Genomic DNA, 26,220 nt, shown 5'->3' with positions numbered 1-26,220 from the left:
CCCGCAAAGGAGTGCAGGAAGATGGATGTTGTGACCCAGGCAAAGCAGGCAATGGACAGCTGGCATCGCGGCCAGACGTCGGCGCATTTCGAAACCGGAGGTCGTGGCCCCGGCCACGTTTCCACCGGCAGGGGCGACCATGGTGGCGTGTCGTATGGCAGTTACCAGTACGCCACCAACGTTGGCGGCGTGGACGAATACGTCGCCGCCTCGCGCTATGGCAACCGCTTCAACGGCCTGCAGGCAGGAACCCCGGCCTTCACCGAACGCTGGAAGGAAGTGGCGGCGGCCGATCCGGCAGGGTTTGCCAGGGACCAGCACGACTTCATCCAGCACCAGTACTACGACGTGCAGATGGGCCGCCTGAAGGATGTAGGCATTGATCTTTCCGGCCGTGGTCCGGCCGTGCAGGACGCGCTGTGGAGCACCTCGGTGCAGTACCGCGGCATGACACGTTCGGTGTTCCAGAAGGGTCTCCAGCAAGCCTACAGCGAAGACTTCAAGCTGGCTGAGCTGAGTGACGAGCAGATTGTCCGCGCGGTGCAGGACTACAAGCACGCCAACGTGCAGTCGCACTTCCAGAGCTCGCCCACCCTGTGGGATTCGCTGCGTGATCGTGCGCTCACCGAGAAGAACGCGCTGGTCGGGCTGGCGCGCTACGACCAGGTCAACCAAAACCCCGAGGCTTACCGGGGCAAGGATTACCAGCAAGCGTTCGGTGAACCTGAGCCGGGCCGGCGCGGGCAGCGCGCGGCCGCATCGGCGATGGCCGACGGCGTGCTGGCACCCGGCGAGCACGGTACCGAGGTCCAGGCCCTGCAGGCCAAGTTGATCCAGGCCGGCCATACCGGCCGCAACGGGCAACCTCTGACAGCCGATAGCCACTACGGTGCCAACACCGAGCATGCAGTGCGCGAGTTCCAGCAGGCGCATGGGCTGACCGTTGATGGCAAGGCCGGCCGGCAGACCCTGCAGGCTCTGGATACGGTGGTACGCGAGCACACGCCGGCGCAGCCTGTGGCACCGGCCACGCCTGCTGCGGCACCCGCACCCGCGACTGCGCGCGAACCCGATGCCGCTGCCGCACCCGGTGGCCAGCGCATCGTCGTGGTCGAACCCTTTGGCAACGGCAGCAGCAACCGCACACTGCGTCATGGCACCAGTGGCGAGGATGCCTACCGCGAACTGAAGATCCATCACCCCAACACCAACGCCGAGGCCGTGCGCACCGGCAATGCCGCCAAGGCTGACCGCCCGTCGGCAATGGTCGAGGGCGAGCTGGAAACGGTGCGGACCCGTGGTGATCGCAACGGCATTCCGCTGGTGCACAAGGATCTGATCCTGAGTACTTCGCGCGGCGACCGGGAAGTGATGATTCCCAATCCGGTCGCGGGCTACGTGCAGGTCAACAACGACAAGTGGAACTCCATCAGCATCTGGAGCCATCCGGCCGGGCATCCGCAGCGTGAACTGGTCGGGCAGGTGCTGCATGGTGCACGTGGAAGCACCCCCTACAAGACTGGTGATTTCGTCGAGTACGGCGCGCCGTTGATCCGCCAGTCCGATGCCGGCACCCCGGGTGCCGTGCACGCACATATCGAGCTCGAGCCGGACCAGTACCGCAGGTTCCTGGGTGACATGCTCAATGACCGCATCACCCTGGGCGGCAAGGTCCACGCGCAGGGCCCCGAGGCCGCGCAGGCCGCACGCAGTGCACAGCAGGCGCCGATGGCCGATGGCGTGCTGAAGCAGGGCGAGCGCGGCGATGAGGTCAAGGCCTTGCAGGGCAAGCTGGCGGCGCTGGGCTATGCCGGGGCCGATGGCAAGCCGCTGCACGCCGATGGTGTGTATGGCAAGGACACCTTTGCGGCGGTCAAGCAGTTCCAGGCCAACAACGGCCTGGACGACGATGGCAAGGCAGGCCGCAAGACCCTGGCGCAGGTCGATGCCCCCAACGCGGTCAAGGCCGGTACCCCGCCGGCGGCACCGGCCCGGGCCGAGCCCGCAGAGCCGGCCAGCATGCGCGACCCCGGGCACGCCGACAACGCGCGCTTCGGCCGGGCGCTGGGCAAGCTGCAGGCGCTGGAGCAGCAGCGTGCCCAGGCCGGCCTGAAGCCACTGTTCGCCAACCCGCAGGAGGTTGAGCGGGCGGCCGGCCAGCTGGCGTACGAAAGCAAGGTGTCCGGGATGCGCCAGATCGACCACGTCGTGGCCCGCCCCGACGGCACCGGTCTGTTTGCGGTGCAGGGCGAGCTGGGCGACCCGGCGGCGCAGCGGACCTTCGTCGACCGCCAGCAGGCGGTATCGCACTCGGTCGAGGCCAGCAGCCGGCAAAGCGAAGCGCTGGACAGCCAGTTCAACCAGCGTGCGCAGGAGCAGCAGCAGGAACAGGTGCGCAACCGCGGGTTGTAAGCCACGCGGCGACCCCGGGGCCGGTCGAGCGGCCAGTCCCGGCGCCACCCGCCGCCGTTCAGCCGTCCGGTGTAAACTATTGATCTCACTGGCAATGCCAGTCTCCCCGATCAACACCCCGATGACGTCCGCCACCGCCCGTTACGCCGATTCCCTGCGCCTGTCCGTGGCCCCCATGATGGACTGGACCGACCGCCATTGCCGCGTGTTCCACCGCGTGCTGGCGCCGGGTGTGCGCCTGTACACGGAAATGGTGCACGCCAATGCGGTCATCCACGGCGATCGCGAGCGCCTGCTCGGCTTCGACCGCAGCGAGCAGCCGCTGGCGCTGCAGCTGGGCGGCAGCGACCCGGCGCTGCTGGCGCAGGCCGCGCGCATCGCCGCGGAGTGGGGCTACGACGAGGTCAACCTCAACTGCGGCTGTCCGTCCGACCGCGTGCAGGCCGGGCGTTTTGGCGCCTGCCTGATGCGCGAGCCGGCGCTGGTAGCCGACTGCGTGGCGGCGATGGTCGACGCGATCGGGATCCCGGTGACGGTGAAGTGCCGCCTGGGCGTGGACGAGGACAACGACTATGACGTGTTCGCCGCCTTCGTCGACCGCCAGGTCGCCGCCGGTGCCGCAATGGTGGTGGTGCATGCGCGCAACGCGTGGCTGAAGGGTCTGTCGCCGAAGGAGAACCGCGAGGTTCCGCCACTGAAGTACGACTGGGCCTACCGCCTGAAGCAGGAGCGCCCGGCGCTGCCGGTGGTGCTCAATGGCGGCCTGGCCAGCATCGAGGCGGTGCAGGCGCAGGCCGCGCACGTTGATGGCGTGATGCTGGGCCGCGCGGCCTACCACGACCCCTACCTGCTGCATCAGCTGGAGGCGCTGCAGACCGGCGCGCCGTTGCAGGCGCGCGGTGACCTGCTGCGCACGCTGCGTCCCTACGTGGAAGCGCGCCTGGGCGAAGGCCTGGCACTGAAGCACATCACCCGCCACCTGCTCGGCCTGTTCCACGGCCAGCCCGGTGGCCGCGCGTTCCGCCAGGTGCTGAGCGAGGGCGCGCACCGCCCGGGCGCCGACTGGAGCCTGGTCGAGCAGGCGCTGTGGGTCACCGAGCGCGAAGCCGATCGTGCCGCAGCGTGACCGCAGTCACATTCCTGACTTGACAAGGGACGGCGATTCGTCCCGAATGTTCACCTAGCTGAACATCGCGGGGCTGCGGCCGGAAAAGTTCAGACCGGATTCACTGCCCCAAACCAAGAATTTGCAAAGGATTTGTAAAGCGCCGGGCCCCGAACCCGGCATCCGGATTTACGACTTTTGAACGAATCGCCGTGCTCGGCTAGGATCGCATCGATGTCTTCCGCTCCCTTCCATTGCCGCATTGCCCTGGCCACCTGTGTGGCGCTGTCGGCTGCGCCGCTGTCTTCGGCGCTGGCGCAACAGCCGCCGCGCGGCGAGCAGGCACGGGCGGAAATGATGGATCGGGGAGAGCGTGGCAACCGTGGCGACGAGCGTTCGCTGTCCGATGCCGTGCGCCGCGTGCAGCGCAGCACCGGCGGCCACATCCTCGGCGCCGAGCGCGTGCCGTTCGATGGTCGTGATATCAACCGGGTGAAGTACATGGACGACCGGGGCCGGGTCCGCTACATGGACGACCCCGCCCCGTCGCGTTCACAGCCGCGCACGCCGCGGTCGGATATGTCATCACTACGCGGCGATAACCCCTGAACAGGGATAGTCGTCGCTATCAACCCGTACCCCACAGGCCTCCGGGCCACACCCAGGACACTAGGGAGAGTTCATGCGTATCCTTCTGGTCGAAGACGAAGCCCCGCTGCGTGAGACCCTGGCAGCCCGGCTCAAGCGCGAAGGCTTTGCCGTCGATGCTGCGCAGGACGGCGAGGAAGGCCTCTACATGGGGCGCGAAGTTCCGTTCGATGTCGGCATCATCGACCTCGGCCTGCCCAAGATGTCGGGCATGGAGCTGATCAAGGCCCTGCGTGACGAAGGCAAGAAGTTCCCGGTACTGATCCTGACCGCGCGTTCGAGCTGGCAGGACAAGGTCGAGGGCCTGAAGCAGGGCGCCGACGATTACCTGGTCAAGCCGTTCCACGTCGAAGAGCTGCTGGCCCGCGTCAACGCGCTGCTGCGCCGCGCCGCCGGCTGGAGCAAGCCGACCCTGGAATGCGGCCCGGTCGCCCTGGACCTTGCTGCCCAGACGGTCAGCGTGGCCGGCAGCAATGTCGACCTGACCAGCTACGAGTACAAGGTGCTGGAGTATCTGATGATGCATGCCGGTGAACTGGTCTCCAAGGCCGACCTCACCGAACACATCTACCAGCAGGACTTCGACCGCGACTCCAACGTGCTGGAGGTCTTCATCGGCCGCCTGCGCAAGAAGCTGGACCCGGATGGCGAACTGAAGCCGATCGAGACCGTGCGCGGTCGCGGCTACCGTTTCGCGATCCCGCGCAACGAGGGCTGAGCCGGCTCACCCTGGCGATAACACGATGTCCGGCCGTCTGTGGTTCTTCCGACGCTGGCGGCCGCGCTCACTGCAGGCGCGCCAGATGCTCGCCGCGTCCGTGGGCCTGGTGGCGTTCCTGGCGCTGGCCGGCTACGCGCTCGACGCCGCCTTCGCCGATACGGCGAAGGCGAACCTGCGTGAGCGCCTGAAGAACTACGCCACCTCCTACGCGGCCGGCATCGACTTCACCCGCGACCGCTCGCTGTACATCCGCGAGCAGCCGCCGGATTCACGCTTCGACGTACCTGGCAGTGGCCTGTACCTGCAGGTGGTGATGCCGCACGGCAAGGGCAATTCGATGTCCGCCGAAGGGCCCATGCTGCCCACCGTGGGCGGCGGCCTGCTGGCGCCGCGCCAGGAAGTGTTCGAAGGCCCGCTGCCGATGATCCAGATCGATGGCAGCCAGGGCTCGGTGTACCGCTATGGCCTGGGCCTGGTGTGGGGCGCCGACGCCGACCCCGCCACTGAATTCCCCTACACCATCTATGTGATGGAAGACTCGCGCGCGCTGGGTGCGCAGCTGCGCGTGTTCCGTGGCCGCGTCTGGTTCTACCTGGGCGGCATCGGCCTGATCCTGCTGCTGCTGCAGACCGTCATCCTGCAGTGGAGCCTGCGCCCGTTGCGCCGGGTGATCACCGAGCTGACCAAGGTGCAGCGCGGCGAGACCGAGCGCATGAGTGAGCGCCACCCGCGCGAGCTGGAACCGCTGACCGACAGCATCAACGCCTTCATCGAAAGCGAGCGCGAGAACCTCGAGCGCCAGCGCAACACCCTGGCCGACCTCGCGCACAGCCTGAAAACGCCGATCGCGGTACTGCGCACGCAGATGGACAGCGGCGCCGGCGACGGTGCGCTGCGCGAAGAACTGGACGTGCAGCTGCAGCGCATGAACAACCTGGTTTCGTACCAGCTGGCACGCGCGGCCTCGTCGGGCCACAAGCTGTTCTCCGCGCCGCTGCCGATCGAGTCCAACGCCGAGGAAATCGTGCGTGGCCTGGAAAAGGTCTACGCCGCCAAGGGCGTGCTGTGCGAATTCGATATCGACCCGGCCGCACGCTTCCACGGCGAACCGGGCGACCTGCAGGAACTGCTCGGCAACCTGCTGGAGAACGCCTTCAAGTGGGCCAACCGCCGCGTGCTGTTGACCGCGCAGCCGCTGCCGGCGCCGAACGCACGCCGTGCCGGCCTGCTGCTGGCGGTGGACGATGATGGCCCGGGCATCGCCCCGGACGACATCGGCAAGGTGCTGCAGCGTGGCGTGCGTGGCGACGAGCGCGTGCAGGGCCACGGCATCGGCCTGTCGATCGTGCAGGACCTGATCAAGGACTACCGCGGCGAACTGACCGTGGGCCGTTCGGCCGAACTGGGTGGCGCCCGCTTCGAAGTGCGCTTGCCGCCGGGGCCGTAAACCGCGCATTCCCGTCCGCCGGGCATTGCCTGGTGCAACAACGCAGGGTGTTCCGGTAGTGCCGGCCGCTGGCCGGCAACCTCATGATCTTCGGTAGCCTTGCTTGGTTGGCCGGCACTACCGAAATTCGATCTTCGGCGGCTCGCCATAGAACCGCCGCAGCTGCGCGGCGACCTCGGGCAACGCCTGCTGCAGCAGATCCGGTGCCGAGAAGTGGTACTCGCTGGCTACCGCGAAGAACTCTTCCGGCGCCTCGGCCGCATACGGATCGATCAGCGTCTCTTCGCCTGCGTCCACCTGCGCACAGAAGGCGTCGTAGGCGCGCTGGAACGTGGCCGCCCACTCGCGCTGCCATTGCCGCGGCAGCGGCGGTGTGCCGTCCATCGCACCATCCAGTGCATCGAGCTTGTGCACCATCTCATGTACCGCCACGCAGTAGCCGTCGTGCGGCGCGGCCAGGTCGGCCTGCACATCGGCCCAGGACAGGATCAACGGACCACTGTCCCACGACTCGCCGATCAGCTCGTCATCCCACTCGTGCAACACGCCGGCCGCATCCATGTGGCTGCGGTGCACGCGGAACGCATCCGGGTAGACGATCAGCTGCGACCAGCCTTCCAGCCCCACTTCACCGAATTCCAGCAGCGGCAGGCAGCACAGTGCGGCCAGCAGCACGCCATCGCCAGCCTGCAGTTGCAGTTCACCGACAGGGGTAATGGTCTTCTCATGCAGGAAGCGCGTGGCCAGCACGCGCAGTCGCGCGCGGCGTTCGTCGTCCAGGCCGTGCAGCCAGGCCGCACGGCGGCAGGCGTCTTCCCAAAGCGCATCGTCGATCGGCCGCGGCGAGGGCCGCAGCCACTGCAGCAACGACTTGATCAGCGGAACATTCCCGGCAGGTAGCTGTGCCACTTCGGCGCACGGATGCGCTGCAGCACGTCGTCGTCGCTGCCGCCGCCCCCGGTGCTGGTGGCACTGCTGGCCGCAGGGCGTACCGGTGCCGGCTTGGTGGTCGCAGCCGAGGCGGTCGCGGTCGGCGCGCGCTGCGAGGCGGCATCACCGTTGGAGGACACGCAGGCGCCCCGGCTGTCGTCCAGCGCTGCCGTTGCAGACGCCGCGAAGGGCATCATCAGCAGGATCAGGCAATGGGCATAACGGCGCATTGACGACATCCACGTTAAGGGAGGGTGAGTTCCCGATTCTAGCCCGAACCCGGCGCCCCGTTGGAAGCCCCTGCGGAACCCAGCGTGGCAGGCGTCGCTGGCGGCTTTCCCGCATAATTCCTTCCTGACTTCGTGGAAGCTGCCGTGGACGATCGCCAATTGCTGGCCAAACTCGCTGCCGGTCGCCTGTCCGGCGACGCCCTGGCCCGAGAGCTGGGCCAGACCCGGGCGGCTATTTGGAAGCGTATTCAAGGGCTTAGGGCCGCAGGTGTGGACATCGAGGGCCGTGCTGGCGAGGGCTATGGCCTGACCCGCCCGGTCGACCTGCTGGACCCGGCGGCGATCCGCGCCGGCCTGCCCGCCGATGCCCAGGCCCTGCTGCACGACCTGCAGGTGGCCTGGACGGTGGACTCCACCAACGCTGAATTGCTGCGGTGCAGCGCGCCCCAGCGCGGGGTCAGCGTGCTGCTGGCCGAACGCCAGACCGGTGGCCGCGGCCGTCGTGGCCGCACCTGGGCCTCGCCGCTGGCCGCGCATATCTACCTGTCGGTGATGCGCCTGTACTCCGGCGGCCTGGGCCGCCTGGCCGGGTTGAGCCTGGTGGCCGGCATCGCCGTGGCCGAAGCGCTGCACGACCTGGGCTACACCCAAGCGCAGTTGAAGTGGCCGAACGACCTGATCGTCGATGGCAAGCGCAAGCTGGTCGGCCTGCTTGCCGAGGGCGGTGGCGAATACGCCGGCCCGGCGCGCGCGGTGATCGGCATCGGCATCAACACCCACATGCCGCCGTCGTTCGGCGAGCAGATCACCCAGCCGTGGGTGGACCTGGACACGCTGGCCGGCAAGCCGGTGGACCGCAATGGGGTGGTTGCTGCCGTGCTGGCGCGCCTGCTGCCGGCGCTGGAAGAATTCGATCGCGAAGGCCTCGCTCCGTTCCTGCCGCGCTACGCTGCCTTCGACATGCTGGCCGGCCGCGAAGTGCGCGTGGAACTGGACGGGCAGTGGCAGCACGGTACTGCGCTTGGCCTGGCTGATGACGGCGCATTGCGCGTGCGCATCGATGGCCAGGAACGCCTGCTGCACGCCGGAGAAGTCAGCGTGAGGGCGGCATGAGCGATTGGTTGTTCGACCTCGGCAACTCGCGCTTCAAGTTCGCGCCGTTGCAGGGTGACCGTGCCGGTGACGTACAGGCCTGGGCGCATGGCGCCGAAGGCATGGCCGGGCAGCCGCCGCACAGCCTGCCCAGCGGCCGCACCGCGTTCGTGGCCAGCGTGGCGGCACCGTCGCTGACCAGCGCCATGCTGGACCAGCTGCAGCGCCGCTTCGAGCATGTGCATGTGGTGCGCACCAGCGCCGAATGCGCCGGCGTGCGCATTGCCTATGCCAGGCCGGAAAAGTTCGGCGTCGACCGCTTCCTCGCCCTACTGGCTGCGGCCAAGGCGCAGCGCCCGGTGCTGGTGGTCGGCGTGGGCACCGCACTGACGATTGATCTGCTCGATGCCGACGGCCAGCACCACGGTGGCCGCATCTCCGCATCGCCCACCACCATGCGCGAAGCACTGCACGCCCGTGCCGTGCAGCTGCCCGCGACCGGTGGCGGCTACAGCGAGTTCGCCAACGACACCGCCGACGCGCTGGCTTCCGGCTGTGATGGCGCTGCGGTGGCGCTGATTGAACGCAGCGCACAGCACGCGCACACGCTGCTGGGCGTGGCACCGTCGCTGCTGGTGCACGGTGGCGGCGCAGCGGCGCTGATGCCGTTGCTGCCCGCTGCCGATTACCACCCCTCGCTGGTGCTGGATGGCCTCGCCCGCTGGGCGGTGTACCAGCCCGCGCGCTAGTATCCGCGCATGCTCACCCGTGCCCTGATCGTCGTACTGGCCATTCTCAATCTCGGCGTCGCCTGCTGGTGGCTGCTGCGCGATGCGCCGCAGAAGCCTGCGCCTGCGCCGCAACCGGCTGGCGTCGCCGAGCTGCGCTGGGTGCCCGGTGGCGTGGATGCCAATGCCGCAGCCGAGGCCACCGCCGCCGCCCCGACTGCACCGCTGATGGAGCGCGAACCGGCGGCGAAGACCGCGGTGGCTGCGACACCCGCGCCCGTTGCGCCGGCAAAGCCGGAGATCGCCAAGCCGCAGGTGGCTGAGGCTACGCCGGTTGCTGCCGCTGCCAAGCCGGTAACACCGCCTGTACCCGTTCCGGCAGCGGAAAAGCCCGTAACCCCGCCCGCGGCCGCCGAGCCGCCGCGCTGCGTCGCGCTGGGCCCGTTCGCCGACCGCGCCGCCGCGAGCAGCGCGCAGGGCAAGGCCGGCACGCTGCTCAGCCAGGTGCGCCTGCGCGAACAGCCCGCTGCCAGCGGCAGCGCCCGTTACCGGGTGATGCTGCCGGCCGCCGCCAACCGTGATGAAGCCCAGGCCACCGTGAAACGCATTGTCGCCGCCGGCCTGAGCGACTACTACATCATCAGCCAGGGCGAGGAGGCCAACGCCGTGGCGCTGGGCCAGTACCGCAACCGCGAAGGCGCCGAACGGCGCATGGCGGCGGTGCAGGCCGCCGGCTTCCAGCCGCGCCTGGTCGCCAGCGGCGACGCCGGCCAATGGTGGCTGGAAGGGCAGCTGGCGGCGGGCACGCAGCCGGCCCAGGCCCAGCAGCGCAGCGGGGCGGCACAGAGCCGGTCGCTGGAATGCACGCGGTTGCGCTAGAATCCCCGGACCGCGGCGCTGCCGCCGGTGCACCACCCATGCCGCTTTAGCTCAGTTGGTAGAGCAACTGTCTTGTAAACAGTAGGTCATCCGTTCGATTCGGATAAGCGGCACCACCCCAAAGATTCAGCGCCTCTTTGCGCTGCTCCAAGTACCTGCCCGGTGGTTCGAAGGGCGGCAGAGCTGTTTTCTCGACAGCCTCACCTTGAAAACGATGGCCCGTCCTGCGCATGAACCTGCTGCGCCGGCTGCTGTTCAAGATTTGCGGCCAACGCTTCAGCGCGATGAAGGGACTCTGCTTCAGGCACGCGAAGCGCGTCCATCGTACTCATGGTTCCACGGCGTTGGGCAGGATCGTCCATCGCCCCCTCGACGATGAATACTTTCTCGCCACGTGCAAGGGACTCCGTCGGGTTGTTCAATACAACGTGGTCAACTCTTGAAAACCCTTGCTCCTTCGCGAGCACCAACAGACTCGCGGACATGCGCTGGCTCGACTCATCCCACTGCTTCCCGCTCTCGGCGTCCAAGCGTTCCACACCCGCTCTTATCTGCATGTAGAGAGAGCGGTCAGCGTCGCCGAGTTCAGCTACTGAGGAAGCTGTTCGCTGCACTGAGAGTGAGTCGTCGGCGACCACGGCGACTCTTTCCCCAGCCGAAGTGCGCTCGGCGTCAAATTCTGGCTCGGGCCTACGTCGACGCTGCGTGGGTGCTATGTGCTGATCGTAGTGCGCGCCATAGTAAAGCTCGTATGTCGCATGAGGACCAACAGAAGGAGCCTCCGTTTTGAACACCTCAGCGATCTGTCCAAGTGCCTGGTTTCGATTGATCCGCCCGGCCTGGAGTTCAACGGCAATGGCTCCATACTGTTGCGGTCGATTACCCGTACCCGACACGCCAATGTCCGGTCCACCGGCCGCAATGAGTTCACGCTGGACCTGGACATTACTGAGCGTCGCAGCGGCTTCTCCGCGTAGCAGGGTGTTTACATAGGATTGCTTGGACGTCGGATCGGGACGTTCGGTGAAGAGATGGTGCCCCACCTCGTGTGAAAGAGAGCGCGCGATTCTGGAGCCTTGTCCAACCGCGTTCTCGTCAATAACGATCTTCTCACCGGGAACAAGATAGGTGCCCCTACCGGCTTGTCCCCAGACAACCTCCAGATCGTCGCGCTCGGCCTGTGCGAGACCCGCCCGAAGTGTTGGGGATTTCGCTAGAAGCGGCGCCAGCGAGGGGTCAGCTAACGGGGAGTCCGGCCGACGTACGGGTCCTGGGCGAGGCCCCCCCTGTGGCTGCGGCAGTACAGAGTCTTCAGTACGTTCCATGTTGGAGCTCCTGCCCTGGGGGTCAACGCTGACTGATCAATACGTGGGTCAATGTCGCATTGTCAGGGGCCAGAGTGAGTACAACCTCAGCACCGTTCACTGGCGCGGTCCAGTAAGGGCGTGAGTCAGGGGCATCAGGCCGAGGTGGATATTGCGCGGTTCCCTCCCAGATGACTTCTTTGAGCGCGACGCTCGGTGGCGCGACATCGAAGGTCAGCTTCGCCTGCGCAGGATTATCGACAGCACTTCTCAGTGAGATGTTCCGAACTTCAAGGCCACCCAACATTCCACGTTCTGCGGTTCGCTCGTCTCTCAGGCCCTGCCGGGTCGGTTTTCCAAGATGCGTGTGAAGCTGTTCGTTCAACGCATCGATATCGCCAAAACGCACATTGGACAATCGCTCGATGCTGTTCTTGAATCGCTCCATACCAGCTTCACTCCCTGATTTGATGGCCTGTCTTTGATTCACATGATCTGATGGGGGCGGCGTCGCGGCGCTCGAACATGCTGTCAGCACAAGCGCCGGAATAACGATCGCGAGGCGACGACGCGCTGCGATCCAGAGGCGGCGCCGAAGTCCGCGTTTTGATGAAGAATCGCATTTCTCGACCCATGCATCCATGAAAGCGTCTCTCGCGCCAATGTCACGCTCTTGAATCTAGCACAGCATCTTTTGACTGCGGATTGGGTCCGTGGTCCGTGCCTTGGGTGTGCGCTTGCATGCCAGAGCAGCATGGGCATGCGCCGATCATGATGCGTCGGCGCGGCGCCGGTCGCAAAGGCGATGGAACGAAAATGAAGAAACCGCCATTCGCTGGTTTTCTCGTCCCAACCCGGTGAGTCAACTCACTGTATGGCGCGGGCAGATCCTTCGATCAATGCCGCACACACACTGCGACCGCAGCAGCCTCAGCTACGCACCTGCAACGCCACATACTCCGCCAGCCCCCGGCAGGCCAGCATCAGCCCTTCGCGCGTGCCATCGCCGATATCGTCCTTCTCTTCCCCGTCCACGCGCACGCGCTCGGCGGCGTGATACAGCTCCAGCAGCGACACCAAGCCAACCGCAGCGCGATCCCGGCGCGCGGCAGCCACCGCTTCACCAGGTGTGCCTGCCGGCCCCGGCCACGGCTGTCCATCGGCGGCGTCACCGGCCTGGATGCGCTGCAGGCAGCCGGGCAGGTTGATCGGCGCGGGCGCCTCGTTCGCGGCGGCGAAAGCGGCTTCCAACGGCTGCGCCAGTTCAGGTGGCAGGCGCAGAGCCGCCTCGCCGAGGGTGGCGGTCAGGTACGGGTGAGGGGTTCTGGACATGCGGGCATCCTCGTCAGGAACAGAGGTGCCGCCACGGTAAGGTGGCGGGCGATACGTGGTTTCCAATCCCGGGACTGAATTAGCCGGTGGGCACGAGGCCCCCACGCACCGCCCGCCGTCGATCGGCGAACGGATTGCCAGCCGGCGCCGCACCTGGAAAGGACGACGCCGGCTGGCAAGCGTATACAGCTTTCAGTCTTCGGGTTGGAAATCCCGGCCACCTCGCTGAAGGTGGCGATTCATCATGCGCACGTGAAATCACCGCCTGCCAGTCGTTTGTTTCGATGGCATCGGGAGATCTGAAAGGAAAAATGAATTATCGCGTTTGGCCCGTTTCGGGCATCGCAATGCCAGAAGCGACAGATTGCGCAGTGGCGCCATCAGCGAGAAATCTGCCCGAACCATCGCTGCCGCATGCCCTGAGCTGGCCCACGAAGTAAAGGTGACTTAACAGCCAGGGCAAGGCTCCACATCTACCATAGCAAACACAAACGCCCGAATGCGCTGCCGGCTTTTTGATTCTCCTCACAGACCATTTGCAGACCCCCGACACATACTGGGGACACATGCCCTTCGGGACCCGCCCATGCGTCGCCATGCCCTGCCGCTCACCGTCGCACTGTTGGTCACAACCTTCGCAGCCCCGGCCATGGCCGCCGTGCCGTTCTTCAACGCCAGCTGCCCGGGCGGCATCGATGTTCACGCAGACGATGGCGGGCCGGTCTACGTGCAGGGCCGCGAGACGGCGCTGAAGCGCTTCAACGACCGCTATTTCGAAGCACGCGATGCCGACAGCGGCATCACCCTGTCGATCAGCCGCAGCGATGACGGCACGCCGCAGATCAGCTATACCGGCCGTGGCGGCGCCAATGGCATCTGCCAGGTCAGTGCCAGCGGAACGCCCGCGCCCGCCGCAAATGGCGCACACCCGCGCGAGGTTGCTACCGGTGACGCCGCGCTACCGCGCGAAGTCACCTGCGAATCCACTGGCGAGCAGCAGGTGTCGTGCGATCTGAATACCCGCGGCAATGTGGAAATCGTGCGCCAGCTCAGCCGCACCCGCTGCGAGGAAGGCAGGAACTGGGGCCTGTCGCGGCACTCGGTGTGGGTCAATGGCGGCTGCCGCGCGGTGTTCCGCAATGTGTCTTCGGTGACCACCCCGGCGCCGGCGGGCGATACCGCGTTGGGCGCCTGCAACATGCGCAAGGGCGCTCAGGGCACGCTGGTGACCCAGATGCCGGTGGGCAGCGATTACCAGGAACTGATCATCGATTACCCCGATGGCCGCTTCCTGTGCATGATGCGCAACAACGGCCAGGTGCAGAGCCTGACGCCGGTTCGCCGCCGCGGCGGTTGAACATTCGGCGTTGGCGTATGTCCGGACTGGGGCAACGCAGCACGCGTTGCCCCAGTGCGGCTACTGCTGGTTCACCGGGTCATTTCCCTTCTTGTAGGTGTAGCCGGTTACGTCCCAGCCGCCGCCATGGCCGGATGAGGGTTCCACCCAGGTGAATTCCCACGTCTGGATGGAGCCGTCGGGAAGCAGGTTTTCCACCCGGTAGATCTCACCGGGAATGCCCTGGTCTGGCAGTTTTCCAGGAATCGATTCATCCGAGCGTGCAGACGCACGTCCTACGGAGACTGCCTGTCGTTCCACCTGCACGTTGCCGTAGCCCTGGGGGGCGAACGACGGCTTCACCCGCTGCGCCACCCAGTCGAGTACCTGGCGTGCGCCTGCCGTCTGCATGGGATACGCATCGGAGGTCACCGTATGCGTGATGCGTTGCGAGGGTGCACTGGCAGCGGCGGGAAACAGTCCGCCCAGGGCAATTGCCAGTACCGCAAGTCCATTGAGTGCATGTTTCATGCGCGTGGTGCTCCATGATTGAGGAAGTGAGGCGGCACCTTCAGGGTGCCTGCGCAGCGTGGACACAACAACAGCCTTGCGTAAGAGGCGAAACCGACCGGGATGTGAGGTGGATCGCGGAAGGTCCAGTTCCTGACGACCCAGCGCTGGAATGCCTGACCGGGTACGGCTGCCAGGCTGCGGCGATCTGACCCATGCCCTGCTGCACCGCCGCGAGTGGTGTCACACAGCTCTGGCTAGACTGTGCTTCTTTTTCCGCACCGCAGGAGGCACCCATGGCCCATCCCATTTCCGTATCCCTGATTGGCGTTCCGACCGATGTCGGTGCGGGCCATCGCGGTGCACGGCTGGGGCCGGAGGCGCTGCGCGTGGCGGGCCTGCCGGAGGCGCTGGAAGCGCGCGGCGTGGACGTGCGCGACGTGGGCAACCTGGATGGCCCGCGCAACCCGTGGACTGCGCCGGTGGAGGGCTACCGCCACCTGGATGAGGTGGTGGCCTGGAACCGCGCACTGATGGAAGCCAGCTACGCCGAGCTGCAGGCCGGGCGCATGCCGATCATGCTCGGTGGCGACCATTGCCTGGGCATCGGTTCGATCACCGCCGTCGCGCGCTGGTGCCGCGAGCAGGGGAAGAATCTGCGCGTGCTGTGGCTGGATGCGCATTCGGACTTCAACACCAGCGATGTCACGCCGTCGGGCAACATCCACGGCATGCCGGTGGCCTGCCTGTGCGGCCTCGGCCCGGACGCGCTGACCCGTCTGGGCGGCAGCGCACCGGCGATCACCCCGGCGCAGATGCACCAGATCGGCATCCGTTCGGTGGACCCGGAAGAGAAGCGCCTGATCAAGACCCACAAGGTCGATGTGTACGACATGCGCTACATCGATGAGAACGGCATGAAGCGCGCGGTGGAGGCGGCGCTGGCCGGCATCGACGAGAACACCCACCTGCATGTCAGCTTCGATGTCGACTTCCTCGACCCCAGCATCGCGCCGGGCGTGGGCACCACGGTGCCGGGCGGGGTGAACTACCGCGAGGCGCAGTTGGTGATGGAAATGATCGCCGACACCGGGCGCATGGGTTCGCTGGACATCGTCGAGCTCAACCCCTTGCTGGACAAGCAGAATGCCACCGCCGAACTGGCCGTGGACCTGGTGGAAAGCCTGTTCGGCAAGTCCACCCTGATGCGCGACTGACCGCCCCCCGCTGAACGGATCGCCGAACCGTTCACGCCCGCTCCACGCCCCTGCCGCCAGATTGCACTTCACGCGGCGGCAGTGGGCATTGGTGCCCTCCCGCCGAGCGAAAGAATCCCATCCGCGAATGAAGCGGTATAGCGGCGAACCCAAGGAGAAGCCCATGAAGCGCGTAGTTGCCCTGATGCTGTTGTCGATGTTCTCGGTGGCCCTGCTGGCCGGTTGCAACACCGTGGCTGGTGCCGGCAAGGACGTGCAGAAGGCCGGTGAAAAGGTTGAGGATGCCGCCAAGGGCCGTTGAGCCTGAAGTGGAACGGAAAGCAAAAAGGCCGGGGGGATCTCCCCGGCCTTTTTGCTTGCGCGTTTCTCAGCAGCGTACGTGTCGAAGCGTAGTGAACCATTCAAGCAGGTGAGCGTGCATTTCATTGCCGGTTGACCGGTACTCAACAGCGACTGCGCGAAGCTGGAGCCACGGTAAGAACGCCGTTGCAACCAAGGACTCCCAGCAATGAACAAAGACATCATTTCCGGCAAGTGGTCGCAGCTGAAGGGCAAGGCCCAGGCCAAGTGGGGCGATCTGACCAACGACGACTTCGATGTGGCCGAAGGCAATGCCGAGTATCTGGCCGGCCGCCTGCAGGAACGTTATGGCTGGGCCAAGGACCGCGCGGAGAAGGAAGTGCGTGAGTTCCAGGACGCGGTGAGCAAGGACTACCCGGACTACAAGTAAGCGCTTCGGTTTCCCCCACATCACGACGCCCGCACCGTGAGGTTGCGGGCGTCGTGTTGTCTGCGCGGGACGATCAGCGGGCCGGAGGGTCCGGCACGTAGCGGTTGGGGAACGCCTGCGGTTCGCGCGGCAGGCGCGAGGGCGCATCGACCAGGATGCCGCGCGCACGCAGGTTGCGGGCACTGTCGTAGCGCAGCTGCAATACCTGAGCAGGGCTGCGGCTGGCACGTTCGAAGTCGGTGTCGCGTACCGAGGATTGCTCGCGTGCGCCATGGCCGGTACCCAGCGCCGGGGCCTGCGACTTGCTGGCGTAACCCTCGATGCGGCTGGCACTGGCGTCGGCCGCCGCTTCGGCCTGTGCGGCTGGAGCCGGCGGCGGCAGGCCACGGCGCAGGATCGGCTCGGGGCGCCAGCGACGCGCTTCCTCGAACACGGCCACGCCGACCACACCGATGTTGTCCGGGCGGCCGGTGCGGCTGGCATAGCTGCCGCTGGGGCTGCTGAACACGAACTGCGCCACTTCGTTCTGGCTCTTGCGCCAGCCGGTGATGTCGGCGCGCTGGCCGGGATTGAGCACGTAGCCGGTCTGCGAGGGATCGGCATCCTCGCCGGAGATGGCGTTGACGCCGTCCACCGACAGCACTACCAGTACCCGGCGAGGGCTGTCGTTGTACAGGCGCACGGCGTAGCGGTGGCCGCGCTCGCCGGCCACCCAGCGCTGGCCCTCGGCAGGGTAGCTGCGCAGTTCGGTGCCGCGGTCGCGGTCGACCAGGGCCATGCGCACGGGGCCGCCGTCGTACACCGGCGGCGGCAGGGGAGCCGGGCGGAAACCGGCCAGGGGCAGGATCAGCAGCAGGGGCAGCAGGCGTTTCATCGGGCGTCTCCAGCGGGGTTGCGTGAATGAACGCGCCGCAGGCCCTGACGGGGTTGGTGGCGTGCAAGGTAAACTGGCCCCGTTCATCGAAGGTTACCCCACGCAGTCATGACGACCCGAGTCCTTACCGGCATCACCCCCTCCGGCACGCCCCACCTGGGCAACTACGTTGGCGCCATCCGTCCGGCGATCGCGGCCAGCCGCGCGCCGGGGATCGAGAGCTTCTTCTTCCTGGCCGACCTGCACAGCCTGATCAAGTCGCAGGACCCGCAGCGCACCCAGCGCGCGACCCTGGAGATCGCGGCCAGCTGGCTGGCCTGCGGCCTGGACCCGGAACACGTGTGGTTCTACCGCCAGAGCGACATCCGCGAGACCACCGAGCTGATGTGGTTCCTGACCGCCATCGCCAGCAAGGGCATCCTCAACCGCGCGCACGCCTACAAGGCGGCAGTGGACAAGAACCGCGAGGAAGGCGTGGACGAGGACGCAGGCGTCAGCGCCGGTCTGTTCATGTACCCGGTGCTGATGGCCGCCGACATCCTGATCTTCAAGGCCAACCAGGTACCGGTGGGCCGTGACCAGATCCAGCACATCGAGATGGCGCGCGATTTCGCCCAGCGCTTCAACCACGTGTACGGCAAGGAGTACTTCCCGCTGCCGGACGTGGTGATCGATGAGCAGGTGGCAACGCTGGCGGGCCTGGATGGCCGCAAGATGAGCAAGAGCTACCACAACACCATTCCGCTGTTCGTGCCGCGCGAGGAGCTGAAGAAGCTGGTGTTCTCGATCCTGACCGACTCGCGCGCACCGGGCGAGCCGAAGGACACCGAGGGCTCGGCGCTGTTCCAGATGTACCAGGCGTTCGCCACGCCGGAACAGACCGCGGAATTCGCCAGGGCCTTCGCCGCCGGCATCAGTTGGGGCGACGCCAAGCAGCAGCTGTTCGAGCGTATCGACAGCGAGCTGTCGCCGCTGCGCGAGCGCTACAACGCACTGATGGCCGAGCCGGAGAAGATCGAAGCGCTGCTCAAGCGCCGTGGCCAGCAGCTGCGCGAGCAGCTGGCGGCACCGCTGCTGGACGAGCTGCGCCATGCGGTGGGCCTGCGTGACCTGTCCAGTGCCGGTGGCATCGCCAGCGAAGATGCCGGCGTGGCCCGCGTGGCGCCGCCGCAGTTCAAGCAGTACCGCGAAAAGGACGGCCGCTTCTACTTCAAGCTGACCGCCGGTGACGGCACGCTGCTGATCCAGAGCGAAGGCTTCGATTCGCCACGCGATGCCGGCCAGTTGATTGCGGTGATCAAGCAGGCCGAGCAGGGCGACCAGTTGCAGAGCGAGCTGTTCAAGCTGGAAACCGAGGTGGACGCCGTGCTGGCCGCCCTGGCTGCGTTGCGCGAAGCGGCCTGATCGCCGGGCCTGCCTGCCCTTTGTAGAGTCGAGCCATGCTCGACCCGGCTCCGCCTCTGTAGAGCCGAGCCCACGCTCGGCTGCTTTGCCACCCAGCCGAGCATGGGCTCGGCTCTACAGGGAAGACCCCCGCCGGCACGACCGTGGCACAGCCCCATGGCATGATGTCCGCGCGCCTCTGGCGCGATGACATGGAGTCCGCGATGGCCTGGTTGTCGCTGCTGCTGTTCCTGCCCTGGTTCCTGCTGCTGGGCAGCCTGTACTGGCTGTTTCCGCGCCAGCCGCGCAGCGCGCGGCGGCGCCTGTTCGATGGCACCATCCTGGTGCTGGCCTTCGCCCTGAGCATCGTGTCGATGCTGTGGGGCTACCGCATCGGCGTGGTGCAGCCCGGCGCCGGACCTATCTGGCCACAGGTGCTGGCGGTGCTGTATGCCTACGGCGCGTTCCTGGCGGTGCTGGTGCTGGCATTGCTGCTGCGGCCGCGCTGGCTGGACCGGTAGCCCTGCCTCTGTAGAGCCGAGCCACGCTCGACTTCGCGTGCCTCTGTAGAGCCGAGCCTATGCTCGGCTGGTGCCTGACAGAATGGCAGCCGAGCGTGGGCTCGGCTCTACAGAAGCGCCCTCCGACCAAAGCCGCATCGAACCCGGGCCGCCTGCGCGCCTACCATGGGCGTCTGTTCCCGATCCTGCCAGGTGCGTGCCGATGACCGCCGATCCCAGCATCCACACCATCGATACCGGCTTCCAGCGCCCGGACTTCGACGCGGCCTACCTGATCGTTGAAAACGGCCGCGCGGCCTTCGTCGACTGCGGCACCGGCCTGTCTGTGCCGGCGATGCTGCAGGCGCTGGTGGACGCTGGCCTGGGCGTGGATGCCGTGGACTGGCTGCTGCTCACGCACGTGCACCTGGACCACGCCGGCGGCGCCGGACTGCTGATGCAGCAGCTGCCCAACGCAAAGGCGGTGCTGCATCCGCGCGGTGCGCCGCACATGATCGACCCGACCCGGCTGATTGCGGGTGCGACGGCGGTGTACGGCGCCGAGGAGATCGCGCGCAGCTACGGCCGCATCGAGCCGATTCCCGAACACCGCGTGGTGGTGGCCGAAGACGGCCACCGCATCGATCTCGCTGGCCGCGAGCTGGTGCTGCTGCACACGCCGGGCCACGCACTGCACCATTATTGCGTGTGGGATGCGCGCAGCCGCAGCTGGTTCACTGGCGATACGTTCGGCATCTCCTACCGCGAGCTGGACAGCGCGCAGGGCGCTTTCATCTTCCCGACTTCCTCGCCGGTGCAGTTCGACCCGGAGGCGATGAAGGCCTCGATCCGACGCATGCTGGGCTACGCCCCGCAGGCGATGTACCTGACCCACTATGGGCGCGTGCAGCAGGTGGAAAAACTGGCTGCGGACCTGTTCGAGCAGATCGATGCGATGGCCGCGATCGGCCGCCAGTGCGATGGCCGCCCGGACCGCCACCGCTGCCTGCTGGCGGCACTGCAGGCGCTGTACCTGGAATGGGCGCAGCAGCATGGTTGTGCGCTGGACGATGCGGCGGTGATTGCCGTGCTGGCGATGGACATCGAACTCAACGCACAGGGCCTGGCCTGCTGGCTGGATCGCATCAGCAGGTAGATCCACGCGATGCGTGGATGACACTGGCCCAAGCCGCGCCGTGGTGTCACGACCACGTTACACTCTGGTGACTTCCAAGCTAGCCGTGGTACTGCCGTGAATCCGATGCGCGTGTTGCTGCTGTCGTCCTGCCTGTTTGTCGGTGGCCTGGCCCATGCGGCCAACGACCTGCCGGGTGGCGGCATCGATCCGCAGGCACTGTCGCGGCATGTGCGTGTGCTGGCGTCGGATGAGTTCGAGGGCCGCGCACCGGCCACCGAGGGCGAAGAGCGCACGGTGCAGTACCTGATCGAGCAGTTCCGCAGCTATGGCCTGCAGCCGGGCGGCGTGGACGGCAGCTGGGTGCAGCCAGTGCCGCTGGTGCGCGCGCAGCTGGAGGGTGAGGCCAAGGCCAGCCTGTCGCTGAAGCAGGGCAAGCGTGCGCTGGCCAATGGCGTGGACGTGACCCTGCAGAGCCTGCAGCCGCGCAAGCGCGTGCAGATCAAGGATGCACCGTTGGTGTTCGTCGGCTACGGCATCGACGCACCGGAACGCCACTGGAACGACTACAAGGACGTGGACCTGCACGGCAAGATCGCCGTGGTGCTGATCAACGACGCCGACTTCGAGGCCGACGCGCCGGGCGCGTTCGATGGCAAGGCGGTGACCTACTACGGCCGGTGGACCTACAAGTTCGAGGAAGCCGCACGCCGGGGTGCCGAAGGCGTGCTGATCGTGCACGAGACCGCGCCGGCCGCGTATGGCTGGGCCACGGTAAAGAGCTCGGGCACTTCGCCGCTGTTCGACATCGAGCGCGGCCACGCCGAAGCGATGGCGCAGCACACCCCGCTGCGCGGCTGGATGCAGCGCGAGCTGGCCGAGGCGATCTTCGCCGACGCCGGCCTCGACTTCGATGCGGAGAAGCGCAAGGCGATGCGTGCCGACTTCCGCCCGGTGGCACTGGACAACGCGAAATTGAGCGTGGATTTCGCGCTCAAGCGCGAGCAGGTGGTAACCCGCAACGTGGTCGCCAAGCTGCCCGGTGGTGAACATGCTGACGAGGCCGTGATCTTCTCCGCGCACTGGGATGCGTTCGGCATCGGTCAGCCCGACGCCAAGGGGGACCGCATCCGCCGCGGTGCGATCGACAACGCCACCGGTGTGGCCACGGTGCTGGAGCTGGGTCGGGTGTTCGCTGCCGGCCCGCAGCCACAGCGCACGCTGTACTTCGTGGCGCTGACCGCTGAAGAGAAGGGCCTGCTGGGGGCCAGCTACTATGCTGCGCACCCGCTGGCGCCGCTGGACAAGACCGCTGCGGTGCTGAACATCGAGATGTTCAGCCCGGATGGCCCGACCCGCGACATTGCCTCGTGGGGCAAGGGCCGGGTGTCGTTGGAAGGCGATCTGGAGCGCGTGGCCAAGGCCCGTGGCCGCAGCTACAGTCCGGACCCGAACCTGGAAGCCGGCTTCTTCTACCGTGCCGATCATTTTGCCTTCGCCCGCCTGGGCGTGCCGGCGATCACCATCGGCCCGGGCCTGGACAAGCTGGACGGTGGCGTTGAAGGCGGCCGCGCGCTGCGCGAAAAGTACTTCGCCGACTGCTACCACCAGGCCTGTGATGCCTGGACGCCGAGCTGGGACCCGAGCGGCCACGCTGCCGACACGCTGCTGGTCTACGACCTGGGTGCCGAGCTGGCCAACAGCCGCCGCTGGCCGACGTGGGAAAAGGAATCGGAGTTCCGCGGCGCGCGCGACAAGAGCGAAGCGGCCCGCCGCTGAGGTAGTGCCGGCCGCTGGCCGGCAACTCCCTGCTCTTTCCGGAGGTTCATGAGGTTGCCGGCCAGCGGCCGGCACTACCGAAAGAAGGTGGCTTTGCCGGCCAGCGGCCGGTACTACCGGCGCCGTCGCAGCAGCTTCCACGCGCCCCAGCCGCCGGCGACGAGCGCTGCCAGATAGCACGCCACCATCGTGCGCAGGCCAACCAGGGGGGCCGGACTGACACCGCGATGCAGCCGCAGGTGCAGCGAGCTGTGGCCGCTGCCCAGGTCCATCGCCAGCTGCAGCGCCAGCGCGGCGCAGAACACCAGCAGGGCGATCCCGAAACCCGTGCGCGGCCACGTGGCCTGCGCGTTGGGGCGGCGCAGCACCCAGGCCAATGCCGTGGCTGCGGCCAGCGTCACCGCGATCCACATCAGCGTGGTGGCGGGAGACGTAGCGGCCACCGGCATTGCGCCAGTGGCCGCGATCAGGGCAACGCGCTTACTTGCGGGTGCCGTCGAGCCAGTTCGGGCCCTTGTTGGTAAGGAAGAACACATAGACCACCAACGATACCGCGATCGTGGCGGTCACGTAGATGGCGAACCAGTCGACGTGGCCGGTCTTCAGCGCGCCCTGGTACAGCAGCGGGGCGGTGCCGCCGAACAGCGAGTTGGCCAGCGCATAGCCCAGGCCCACGCCCAGTGCACGCACGTGGGTGGGGAACAGCTCGGCCTTCACCACCGCGTTGATCGAGGTGTAGCCGGTGAGGATGACGAACGCCAGCGCCAGGGTCAGGAAGGCCAGGGTGGCGTCATGCTGGTGCGGCAGCTGGGTGATCAGGTACCAGCTGTACAGCACGCCGCCGACGCCGAAGAACACCAGCAGGGTCTTGCGGCCGATGATGTCCGACAGCCAGCCGCCGACCGGTTGCAGCACCATCAGGAAGGCCAGCACGCCCAGGTTGATCAGGGTGCCGGTCATCGGGTCGTTGCCGGCGAAGGCGCTCTGGATCATCTTCGGGCCGTTCACCGAGTAGGTGTAGAAGGCCACGGTGCCGCCAGCGGTGATCAGGAAGCACAGCAGCAGCGGCCGCCACTGGTGCACGAACAACTCGTACATCGAACCGGACTTCTTTGCCTTGCCCTCGCGCGCGGCCTCGATCGACGACTCCGACAGCGATTCGTCCATGCCCCGGCGCAGCCAGAACACCACCACCGCAGCGATGCCACCGATACCGAAGGCGATGCGCCAGCCCCACTCGGAGATCTCCGGCTTGCCCCAGAAGGTCAGCATCAGCAGCAGGGTCAGCTGGGCCAGCACGTGGCCGCCGACCAGGGTGACGTAGTGGAACGAGGACAGGAAGCCGCGACGGCCCGGAATGGCGGCCTCGGACATGTAAGTGGCGCTGGCACCATACTCGCCGCCAGTGGCGAAGCCCTGCAGCAGGCGTGCGAACAACAGGATCACGGCGGCCCAGATGCCGATGCTGGCGGCGGTGGGGGTGATGGCGATGAGGAACGAGCACAGCGCCATCAACGTGACCGAGACGGTCAGCGCCAGGCGGCGGCCGTGGCGGTCGGCGAAGCGGCCGAAGAACCAGGCGCCGATCGGGCGCATCAGGAAGGTCGCCGCGAAGATCGCCCACACGTACAGGGTGGAGTTCTTGTCGTCCGGCGAGAAGAACTGCGATTCGAAGTACACGGCGAACACCGAGTACACGTAGACGTCATACCACTCCACCAGGTTGCCGGCGGAGCCTTTGAGGGTGTTGGAGATCGACCGCCGCAGGGCGGCACGGTCGTTCGCGGGGACAACAGGTTGGGACGTGGTGCTCATCTGGGTGGAAATCCTCGATGCGGCGCGTCCGTGCGCAGGGAAAACGGCGTCCGGCCTTGGGGCGGCGCGGCCGGGCAGCCCTCTTGGTACTGCATCGGCCGTCAACACGGGGTAGCAGACCAGAGCAGGGTGCATGGATGGATGACAGCGTGCCACCGTATGGGGTCCCGGACCATACTCAAAACGTCCTAGAATCCGCCTTCCCCCGGCTCCCTGGTGTGTCATGTCGGCTCCCCCCTCTTCGTCTGCGGCTGCCCCCCGGGGTGGCCTTGTCGCGCTGGCACTGCTGCTGGTCTACGTGGTCTGGGGTTCGACCTATCTGGGCATCGCCAAGGCCCTGCACGGCGGCGCACTGCCGCTGACGATGGTCTCCGGCAGCCGCTTCATCATTGCCGGCGGCCTGATGTTCCTGGCCTTGCGCCTGTTCTGGAAGCTGCCGAACCCGACGCTGCGGCAGTGGCGCAACCTGGTCATCATGGGCGTGACCATGCTGGTGCTGGGCAACGGCATGGTGGTGCTGGCCGAGCGCGAGGTGTCCTCGGGCCTGGCCGCCACGGCGGTGGCCTCGGTGCCGCTGTGGATGGCGCTGTTCTCGGCGCTGCGCGGGCAACATGCCAGCCGTGGTGAGTGGCTGGGCATCACCATCGGCTTCCTCGGCGTGGTCTGGCTCAACGCCGGCAGCAGCCTGACCGGCTCGCCGACCGGGCTGGTGCTGCTGCTGATCGCGCCGATCGGCTGGGCGTTCGGTTCGGTGTGGGCACGCGGCCTGGACCTGCCGGGTCCGTTCATGACCGCGGCCGGGCAGATGATCTGCGGCGGCGTGCTGCTGGTGCTGATCGGCCTGGCGGTGGGCGAGCGCCCGACCACGCTGCCCGATACCGGTGGCCTGCTGGCGATGGCCTATCTGTGCGTGTTCGGCTCCATCGTCGCGTTCACTGCCTACGTGTGGCTGCTGCAGAACGTGCGCCCGGCGCTCGCGGGCAGCTACGCGTATGTCAATCCGGTGATCGCGGTGCTGCTGGGCGCGCTGCTCAACGGTGAGCGCTTCGGTTGGCGCGACCTGCTGGCGATGGCGGTGATTCTTCTGGGTGTGGTGGTGCTGACAATGGCAAGGACGAGAAAGAAGTGAGCATGGACGAGAAAGAACAACGCCGGGGCCTGCTGGTCACCGCATCCACCTTCGTGATCTGGGGCCTGGTGCCGGTCTATTGGCACCTGCTCAACGAGGTGCCCTCGTTCCAGATCATCGCCCACCGCATCATCTGGAGCACGGTGCTGGTGCTGGGTTGGCTGTTGATCAGTGCGCGCCTGGGCTGGTGGCGGAAGATCGCCGCGCAGCCGCGCGCGCTGCCGATCCTGCTGGTGTCGAGCCTGACCATCGCGTTCAACTGGGGCCTGTACATCTGGGCGGTCAACGCCGGTCATGTCATCGAGACCAGCCTGGGCTACTTCATCAACCCGCTGGTGAACGTGCTGCTGGGCGTGCTGGTGCTGAAGGAACGGCTGCGCCGGCTGCAGTGGGTAGCGGTGGCAATGGCGGCGGTGGGCGTGGCCTGGCTGACCATCGATGCAGGTACGCCACCGTGGATCGCGCTGGGCCTGGCCTGTTCGTTCGGCTTGTATGGCCTGCTGCGCAAGCTGGTCTCGGTCGACCCGGTGGCCGGCCTCGGCGTGGAGAGCATGTACCTGTTCCTGCCGGCGCTGGCGTTTGCGATCTGGGCCGAGAACGGCCACGGCGGTGCGTTCTTCCAGGGTTGGGGCTGGCGCAACGACCTGCTGCTGATCTTCGGCGGCGCGGTCACCGCAGTACCGCTGATCGGCTTCGCCTACGGCGTGAAGCGCATTCCGCTGTCGCTGGTCGGCATCCTGCAGTACATCGCGCCGAGCCTGCAGCTGCTGCTGGGTGTGTTCTTCTTCCATGAGGCATTCGACGCTGCCAAGGCGATCGGGTTTGCAGCGATCTGGGCTGGCCTGGTGCTGTTCGTCGGCGACAACATCCGCACGATGCGCGCCAAGCGCTAGCGCCGGCGGGGATCTGACCCCGCTTCCACGCAAAAAAGAACGGCGCCCCGAGGGGCGCCGTTCTGCTTCCATCCACGGCCAGGAGAGAGGG

General features: G+C 66.9%; 27 protein-coding genes and 1 tRNA gene. 19 read left to right on the top strand and 9 right to left on the bottom strand.

Annotated features, from left to right (window positions below; translation table 11 throughout):
- Positions 1–21: 21 nt before the first annotated feature.
- The 5 genes from AC5P7X_RS18805 (at position 22) to AC5P7X_RS18785 (ending at position 6,333) form a co-directional block, all read left to right on the top strand.
- The gene (locus tag AC5P7X_RS18805; RefSeq protein WP_235643061.1) at positions 22–2,412 is read left to right on the top strand and encodes a VgrG-related protein; all 2,391 of its coding nucleotides are present in this window, start codon (positions 22–24) and stop codon (positions 2,410–2,412) included.
- 94 nt (positions 2,413–2,506) lie between these two features.
- Positions 2,507–3,538, top strand: coding sequence for a tRNA dihydrouridine(20/20a) synthase DusA (gene dusA / locus AC5P7X_RS18800; protein ID WP_495215256.1), 1,032 nt, complete (start codon positions 2,507–2,509; stop codon positions 3,536–3,538).
- Between the two features lie 213 nt (positions 3,539–3,751).
- A complete protein-coding gene (locus AC5P7X_RS18795; RefSeq protein WP_065196018.1) occupies positions 3,752–4,126 on the top strand; it encodes a hypothetical protein in 375 nt (124 codons plus the stop codon).
- 73 nt (positions 4,127–4,199) lie between these two features.
- Entirely contained in the window at positions 4,200–4,883 is a 684-nt protein-coding gene (locus tag AC5P7X_RS18790) for a response regulator transcription factor (protein ID WP_004136763.1), read from the top strand.
- A gap of 25 nt (positions 4,884–4,908) precedes the next feature.
- Positions 4,909–6,333, top strand: coding sequence for an ATP-binding protein (locus AC5P7X_RS18785; protein WP_053498753.1), 1,425 nt, complete (start codon positions 4,909–4,911; stop codon positions 6,331–6,333).
- A gap of 117 nt (positions 6,334–6,450) precedes the next feature.
- Here AC5P7X_RS18785 and AC5P7X_RS18780 read toward each other — a convergent pair whose 3' ends face one another.
- Positions 6,451–7,242, bottom strand: a complete 792-nt coding sequence (locus tag AC5P7X_RS18780) for a M90 family metallopeptidase (protein WP_204274215.1) — start codon at positions 7,240–7,242, stop codon at positions 6,451–6,453.
- On the bottom strand, positions 7,209–7,493 hold the full coding sequence (locus tag AC5P7X_RS18775) for a hypothetical protein (protein ID WP_014645622.1): 285 nt from the start codon (positions 7,491–7,493) through the stop codon (positions 7,209–7,211). The genes AC5P7X_RS18780 and AC5P7X_RS18775 overlap by 34 nt, the downstream gene beginning before the upstream one ends.
- Before the next feature lie 144 nt (positions 7,494–7,637).
- Between AC5P7X_RS18775 and birA the strand changes: the two genes are divergently transcribed.
- The 4 genes from birA (at position 7,638) to AC5P7X_RS18755 (ending at position 10,308) form a co-directional block, all read left to right on the top strand.
- Entirely contained in the window at positions 7,638–8,606 is a 969-nt protein-coding gene (birA, locus tag AC5P7X_RS18770; RefSeq protein ID WP_053498755.1) for a bifunctional biotin--[acetyl-CoA-carboxylase] ligase/biotin operon repressor BirA, read from the top strand.
- A complete protein-coding gene (locus AC5P7X_RS18765; protein ID WP_329843281.1) occupies positions 8,603–9,334 on the top strand; it encodes a type III pantothenate kinase in 732 nt (243 codons plus the stop codon). The genes birA and AC5P7X_RS18765 overlap by 4 nt, the downstream gene beginning before the upstream one ends.
- A 9-nt stretch (positions 9,335–9,343) precedes the next feature.
- The gene (locus AC5P7X_RS18760) at positions 9,344–10,192 is read left to right on the top strand and encodes an SPOR domain-containing protein (protein WP_346607457.1); all 849 of its coding nucleotides are present in this window, start codon (positions 9,344–9,346) and stop codon (positions 10,190–10,192) included.
- Positions 10,193–10,232: 40 nt separating this feature from the next.
- Positions 10,233–10,308: transfer RNA gene (locus AC5P7X_RS18755), tRNA-Thr, on the top strand.
- Positions 10,309–10,392: 84 nt separating this feature from the next.
- On the opposite strand, the gene AC5P7X_RS18750 is transcribed toward AC5P7X_RS18755, so the two are convergent.
- The 3 genes from AC5P7X_RS18750 to AC5P7X_RS18740 form a co-directional block, all read right to left on the bottom strand.
- Positions 10,393–11,517 carry an XVIPCD domain-containing protein gene (locus AC5P7X_RS18750; RefSeq protein WP_346607458.1) on the bottom strand — a complete coding sequence of 375 codons (1,125 nt, stop codon included), beginning with the start codon at positions 11,515–11,517 and terminating at the stop codon, positions 10,393–10,395.
- Positions 11,518–11,539: 22 nt separating this feature from the next.
- The gene (locus AC5P7X_RS18745; protein ID WP_139726619.1) at positions 11,540–12,139 is read right to left on the bottom strand and encodes a hypothetical protein; all 600 of its coding nucleotides are present in this window, start codon (positions 12,137–12,139) and stop codon (positions 11,540–11,542) included.
- Positions 12,140–12,426: 287 nt separating this feature from the next.
- Positions 12,427–12,828: a hypothetical protein gene (locus AC5P7X_RS18740; RefSeq protein WP_053498761.1), complete on the bottom strand. Its 402-nt coding sequence runs from the start codon at positions 12,826–12,828 to the stop codon at positions 12,427–12,429.
- 586 nt (positions 12,829–13,414) lie between these two features.
- Here AC5P7X_RS18740 and AC5P7X_RS18735 point away from each other — a divergent pair.
- Positions 13,415–14,185: a DUF3011 domain-containing protein gene (locus AC5P7X_RS18735; RefSeq protein WP_053498763.1), complete on the top strand. Its 771-nt coding sequence runs from the start codon at positions 13,415–13,417 to the stop codon at positions 14,183–14,185.
- Positions 14,186–14,245: 60 nt separating this feature from the next.
- Here the strand turns inward: AC5P7X_RS18735 and AC5P7X_RS18730 are convergent, their stop codons facing one another.
- Entirely contained in the window at positions 14,246–14,695 is a 450-nt protein-coding gene (locus AC5P7X_RS18730) for a hypothetical protein (RefSeq protein WP_053498765.1), read from the bottom strand.
- Positions 14,696–14,970: 275 nt separating this feature from the next.
- Between AC5P7X_RS18730 and rocF the strand changes: the two genes are divergently transcribed.
- The 3 genes from rocF to AC5P7X_RS18715 all read left to right on the top strand — a co-directional run bounded on the left by rocF (position 14,971) and on the right by AC5P7X_RS18715 (position 16,621).
- Positions 14,971–15,891, top strand: a complete 921-nt coding sequence (rocF, locus tag AC5P7X_RS18725; protein ID WP_005420594.1) for an arginase — start codon at positions 14,971–14,973, stop codon at positions 15,889–15,891.
- 163 nt (positions 15,892–16,054) lie between these two features.
- Positions 16,055–16,192: an entericidin A/B family lipoprotein gene (locus AC5P7X_RS18720; RefSeq protein ID WP_005407710.1), complete on the top strand. Its 138-nt coding sequence runs from the start codon at positions 16,055–16,057 to the stop codon at positions 16,190–16,192.
- A 207-nt stretch (positions 16,193–16,399) separates the two neighbouring features.
- Positions 16,400–16,621 (top strand): CsbD family protein, encoded by a 222-nt coding sequence (locus tag AC5P7X_RS18715; RefSeq protein WP_004153772.1) that lies wholly within the window; start codon positions 16,400–16,402, stop codon positions 16,619–16,621.
- A 73-nt stretch (positions 16,622–16,694) separates the two neighbouring features.
- On the opposite strand, the gene AC5P7X_RS18710 is transcribed toward AC5P7X_RS18715, so the two are convergent.
- A complete protein-coding gene (locus AC5P7X_RS18710) occupies positions 16,695–17,495 on the bottom strand; it encodes a hypothetical protein (protein WP_053498768.1) in 801 nt (266 codons plus the stop codon).
- Between the two features lie 108 nt (positions 17,496–17,603).
- Between AC5P7X_RS18710 and AC5P7X_RS18705 the strand changes: the two genes are divergently transcribed.
- The 4 genes from AC5P7X_RS18705 to AC5P7X_RS18690 all read left to right on the top strand — a co-directional run bounded on the left by AC5P7X_RS18705 (position 17,604) and on the right by AC5P7X_RS18690 (position 22,292).
- Complete coding sequence (locus AC5P7X_RS18705; protein ID WP_053498770.1) at positions 17,604–18,899, top strand: tryptophan--tRNA ligase; 1,296 nt, start codon at positions 17,604–17,606, stop codon at positions 18,897–18,899.
- A gap of 203 nt (positions 18,900–19,102) precedes the next feature.
- Positions 19,103–19,399: a hypothetical protein gene (locus tag AC5P7X_RS18700; RefSeq protein WP_329843294.1), complete on the top strand. Its 297-nt coding sequence runs from the start codon at positions 19,103–19,105 to the stop codon at positions 19,397–19,399.
- A 202-nt stretch (positions 19,400–19,601) separates the two neighbouring features.
- Positions 19,602–20,534: an MBL fold metallo-hydrolase gene (locus AC5P7X_RS18695; RefSeq protein ID WP_329843276.1), complete on the top strand. Its 933-nt coding sequence runs from the start codon at positions 19,602–19,604 to the stop codon at positions 20,532–20,534.
- Positions 20,535–20,639: 105 nt separating this feature from the next.
- Entirely contained in the window at positions 20,640–22,292 is a 1,653-nt protein-coding gene (locus AC5P7X_RS18690) for a M28 family metallopeptidase (protein WP_053498772.1), read from the top strand.
- A gap of 113 nt (positions 22,293–22,405) precedes the next feature.
- On the opposite strand, the gene AC5P7X_RS18685 is transcribed toward AC5P7X_RS18690, so the two are convergent.
- Together AC5P7X_RS18685 and AC5P7X_RS18680 are read right to left on the bottom strand one after the other, a co-directional pair.
- Positions 22,406–22,741 (bottom strand): hypothetical protein, encoded by a 336-nt coding sequence (locus AC5P7X_RS18685; protein WP_495215255.1) that lies wholly within the window; start codon positions 22,739–22,741, stop codon positions 22,406–22,408.
- 31 nt (positions 22,742–22,772) lie between these two features.
- Positions 22,773–24,107 (bottom strand): MFS transporter, encoded by a 1,335-nt coding sequence (locus AC5P7X_RS18680; protein ID WP_005420583.1) that lies wholly within the window; start codon positions 24,105–24,107, stop codon positions 22,773–22,775.
- A 223-nt stretch (positions 24,108–24,330) separates the two neighbouring features.
- Between AC5P7X_RS18680 and yedA the strand changes: the two genes are divergently transcribed.
- Together yedA and rarD are read left to right on the top strand one after the other, a co-directional pair.
- Entirely contained in the window at positions 24,331–25,236 is a 906-nt protein-coding gene (gene yedA / locus AC5P7X_RS18675) for a drug/metabolite exporter YedA (RefSeq protein WP_495215254.1), read from the top strand.
- Positions 25,233–26,129, top strand: coding sequence for an EamA family transporter RarD (rarD, locus tag AC5P7X_RS18670; RefSeq protein WP_495215253.1), 897 nt, complete (start codon positions 25,233–25,235; stop codon positions 26,127–26,129). The genes yedA and rarD overlap by 4 nt, the downstream gene beginning before the upstream one ends.
- Positions 26,130–26,220: the final 91 nt, after the last annotated feature.

This window comes from Stenotrophomonas sp. YJH_SMC_53 (genome assembly GCF_059369995.1).
The sequence above is the reverse complement of the archived record's forward strand: the minus strand, read 5'-3'. Positions and strand labels throughout refer to the sequence as shown.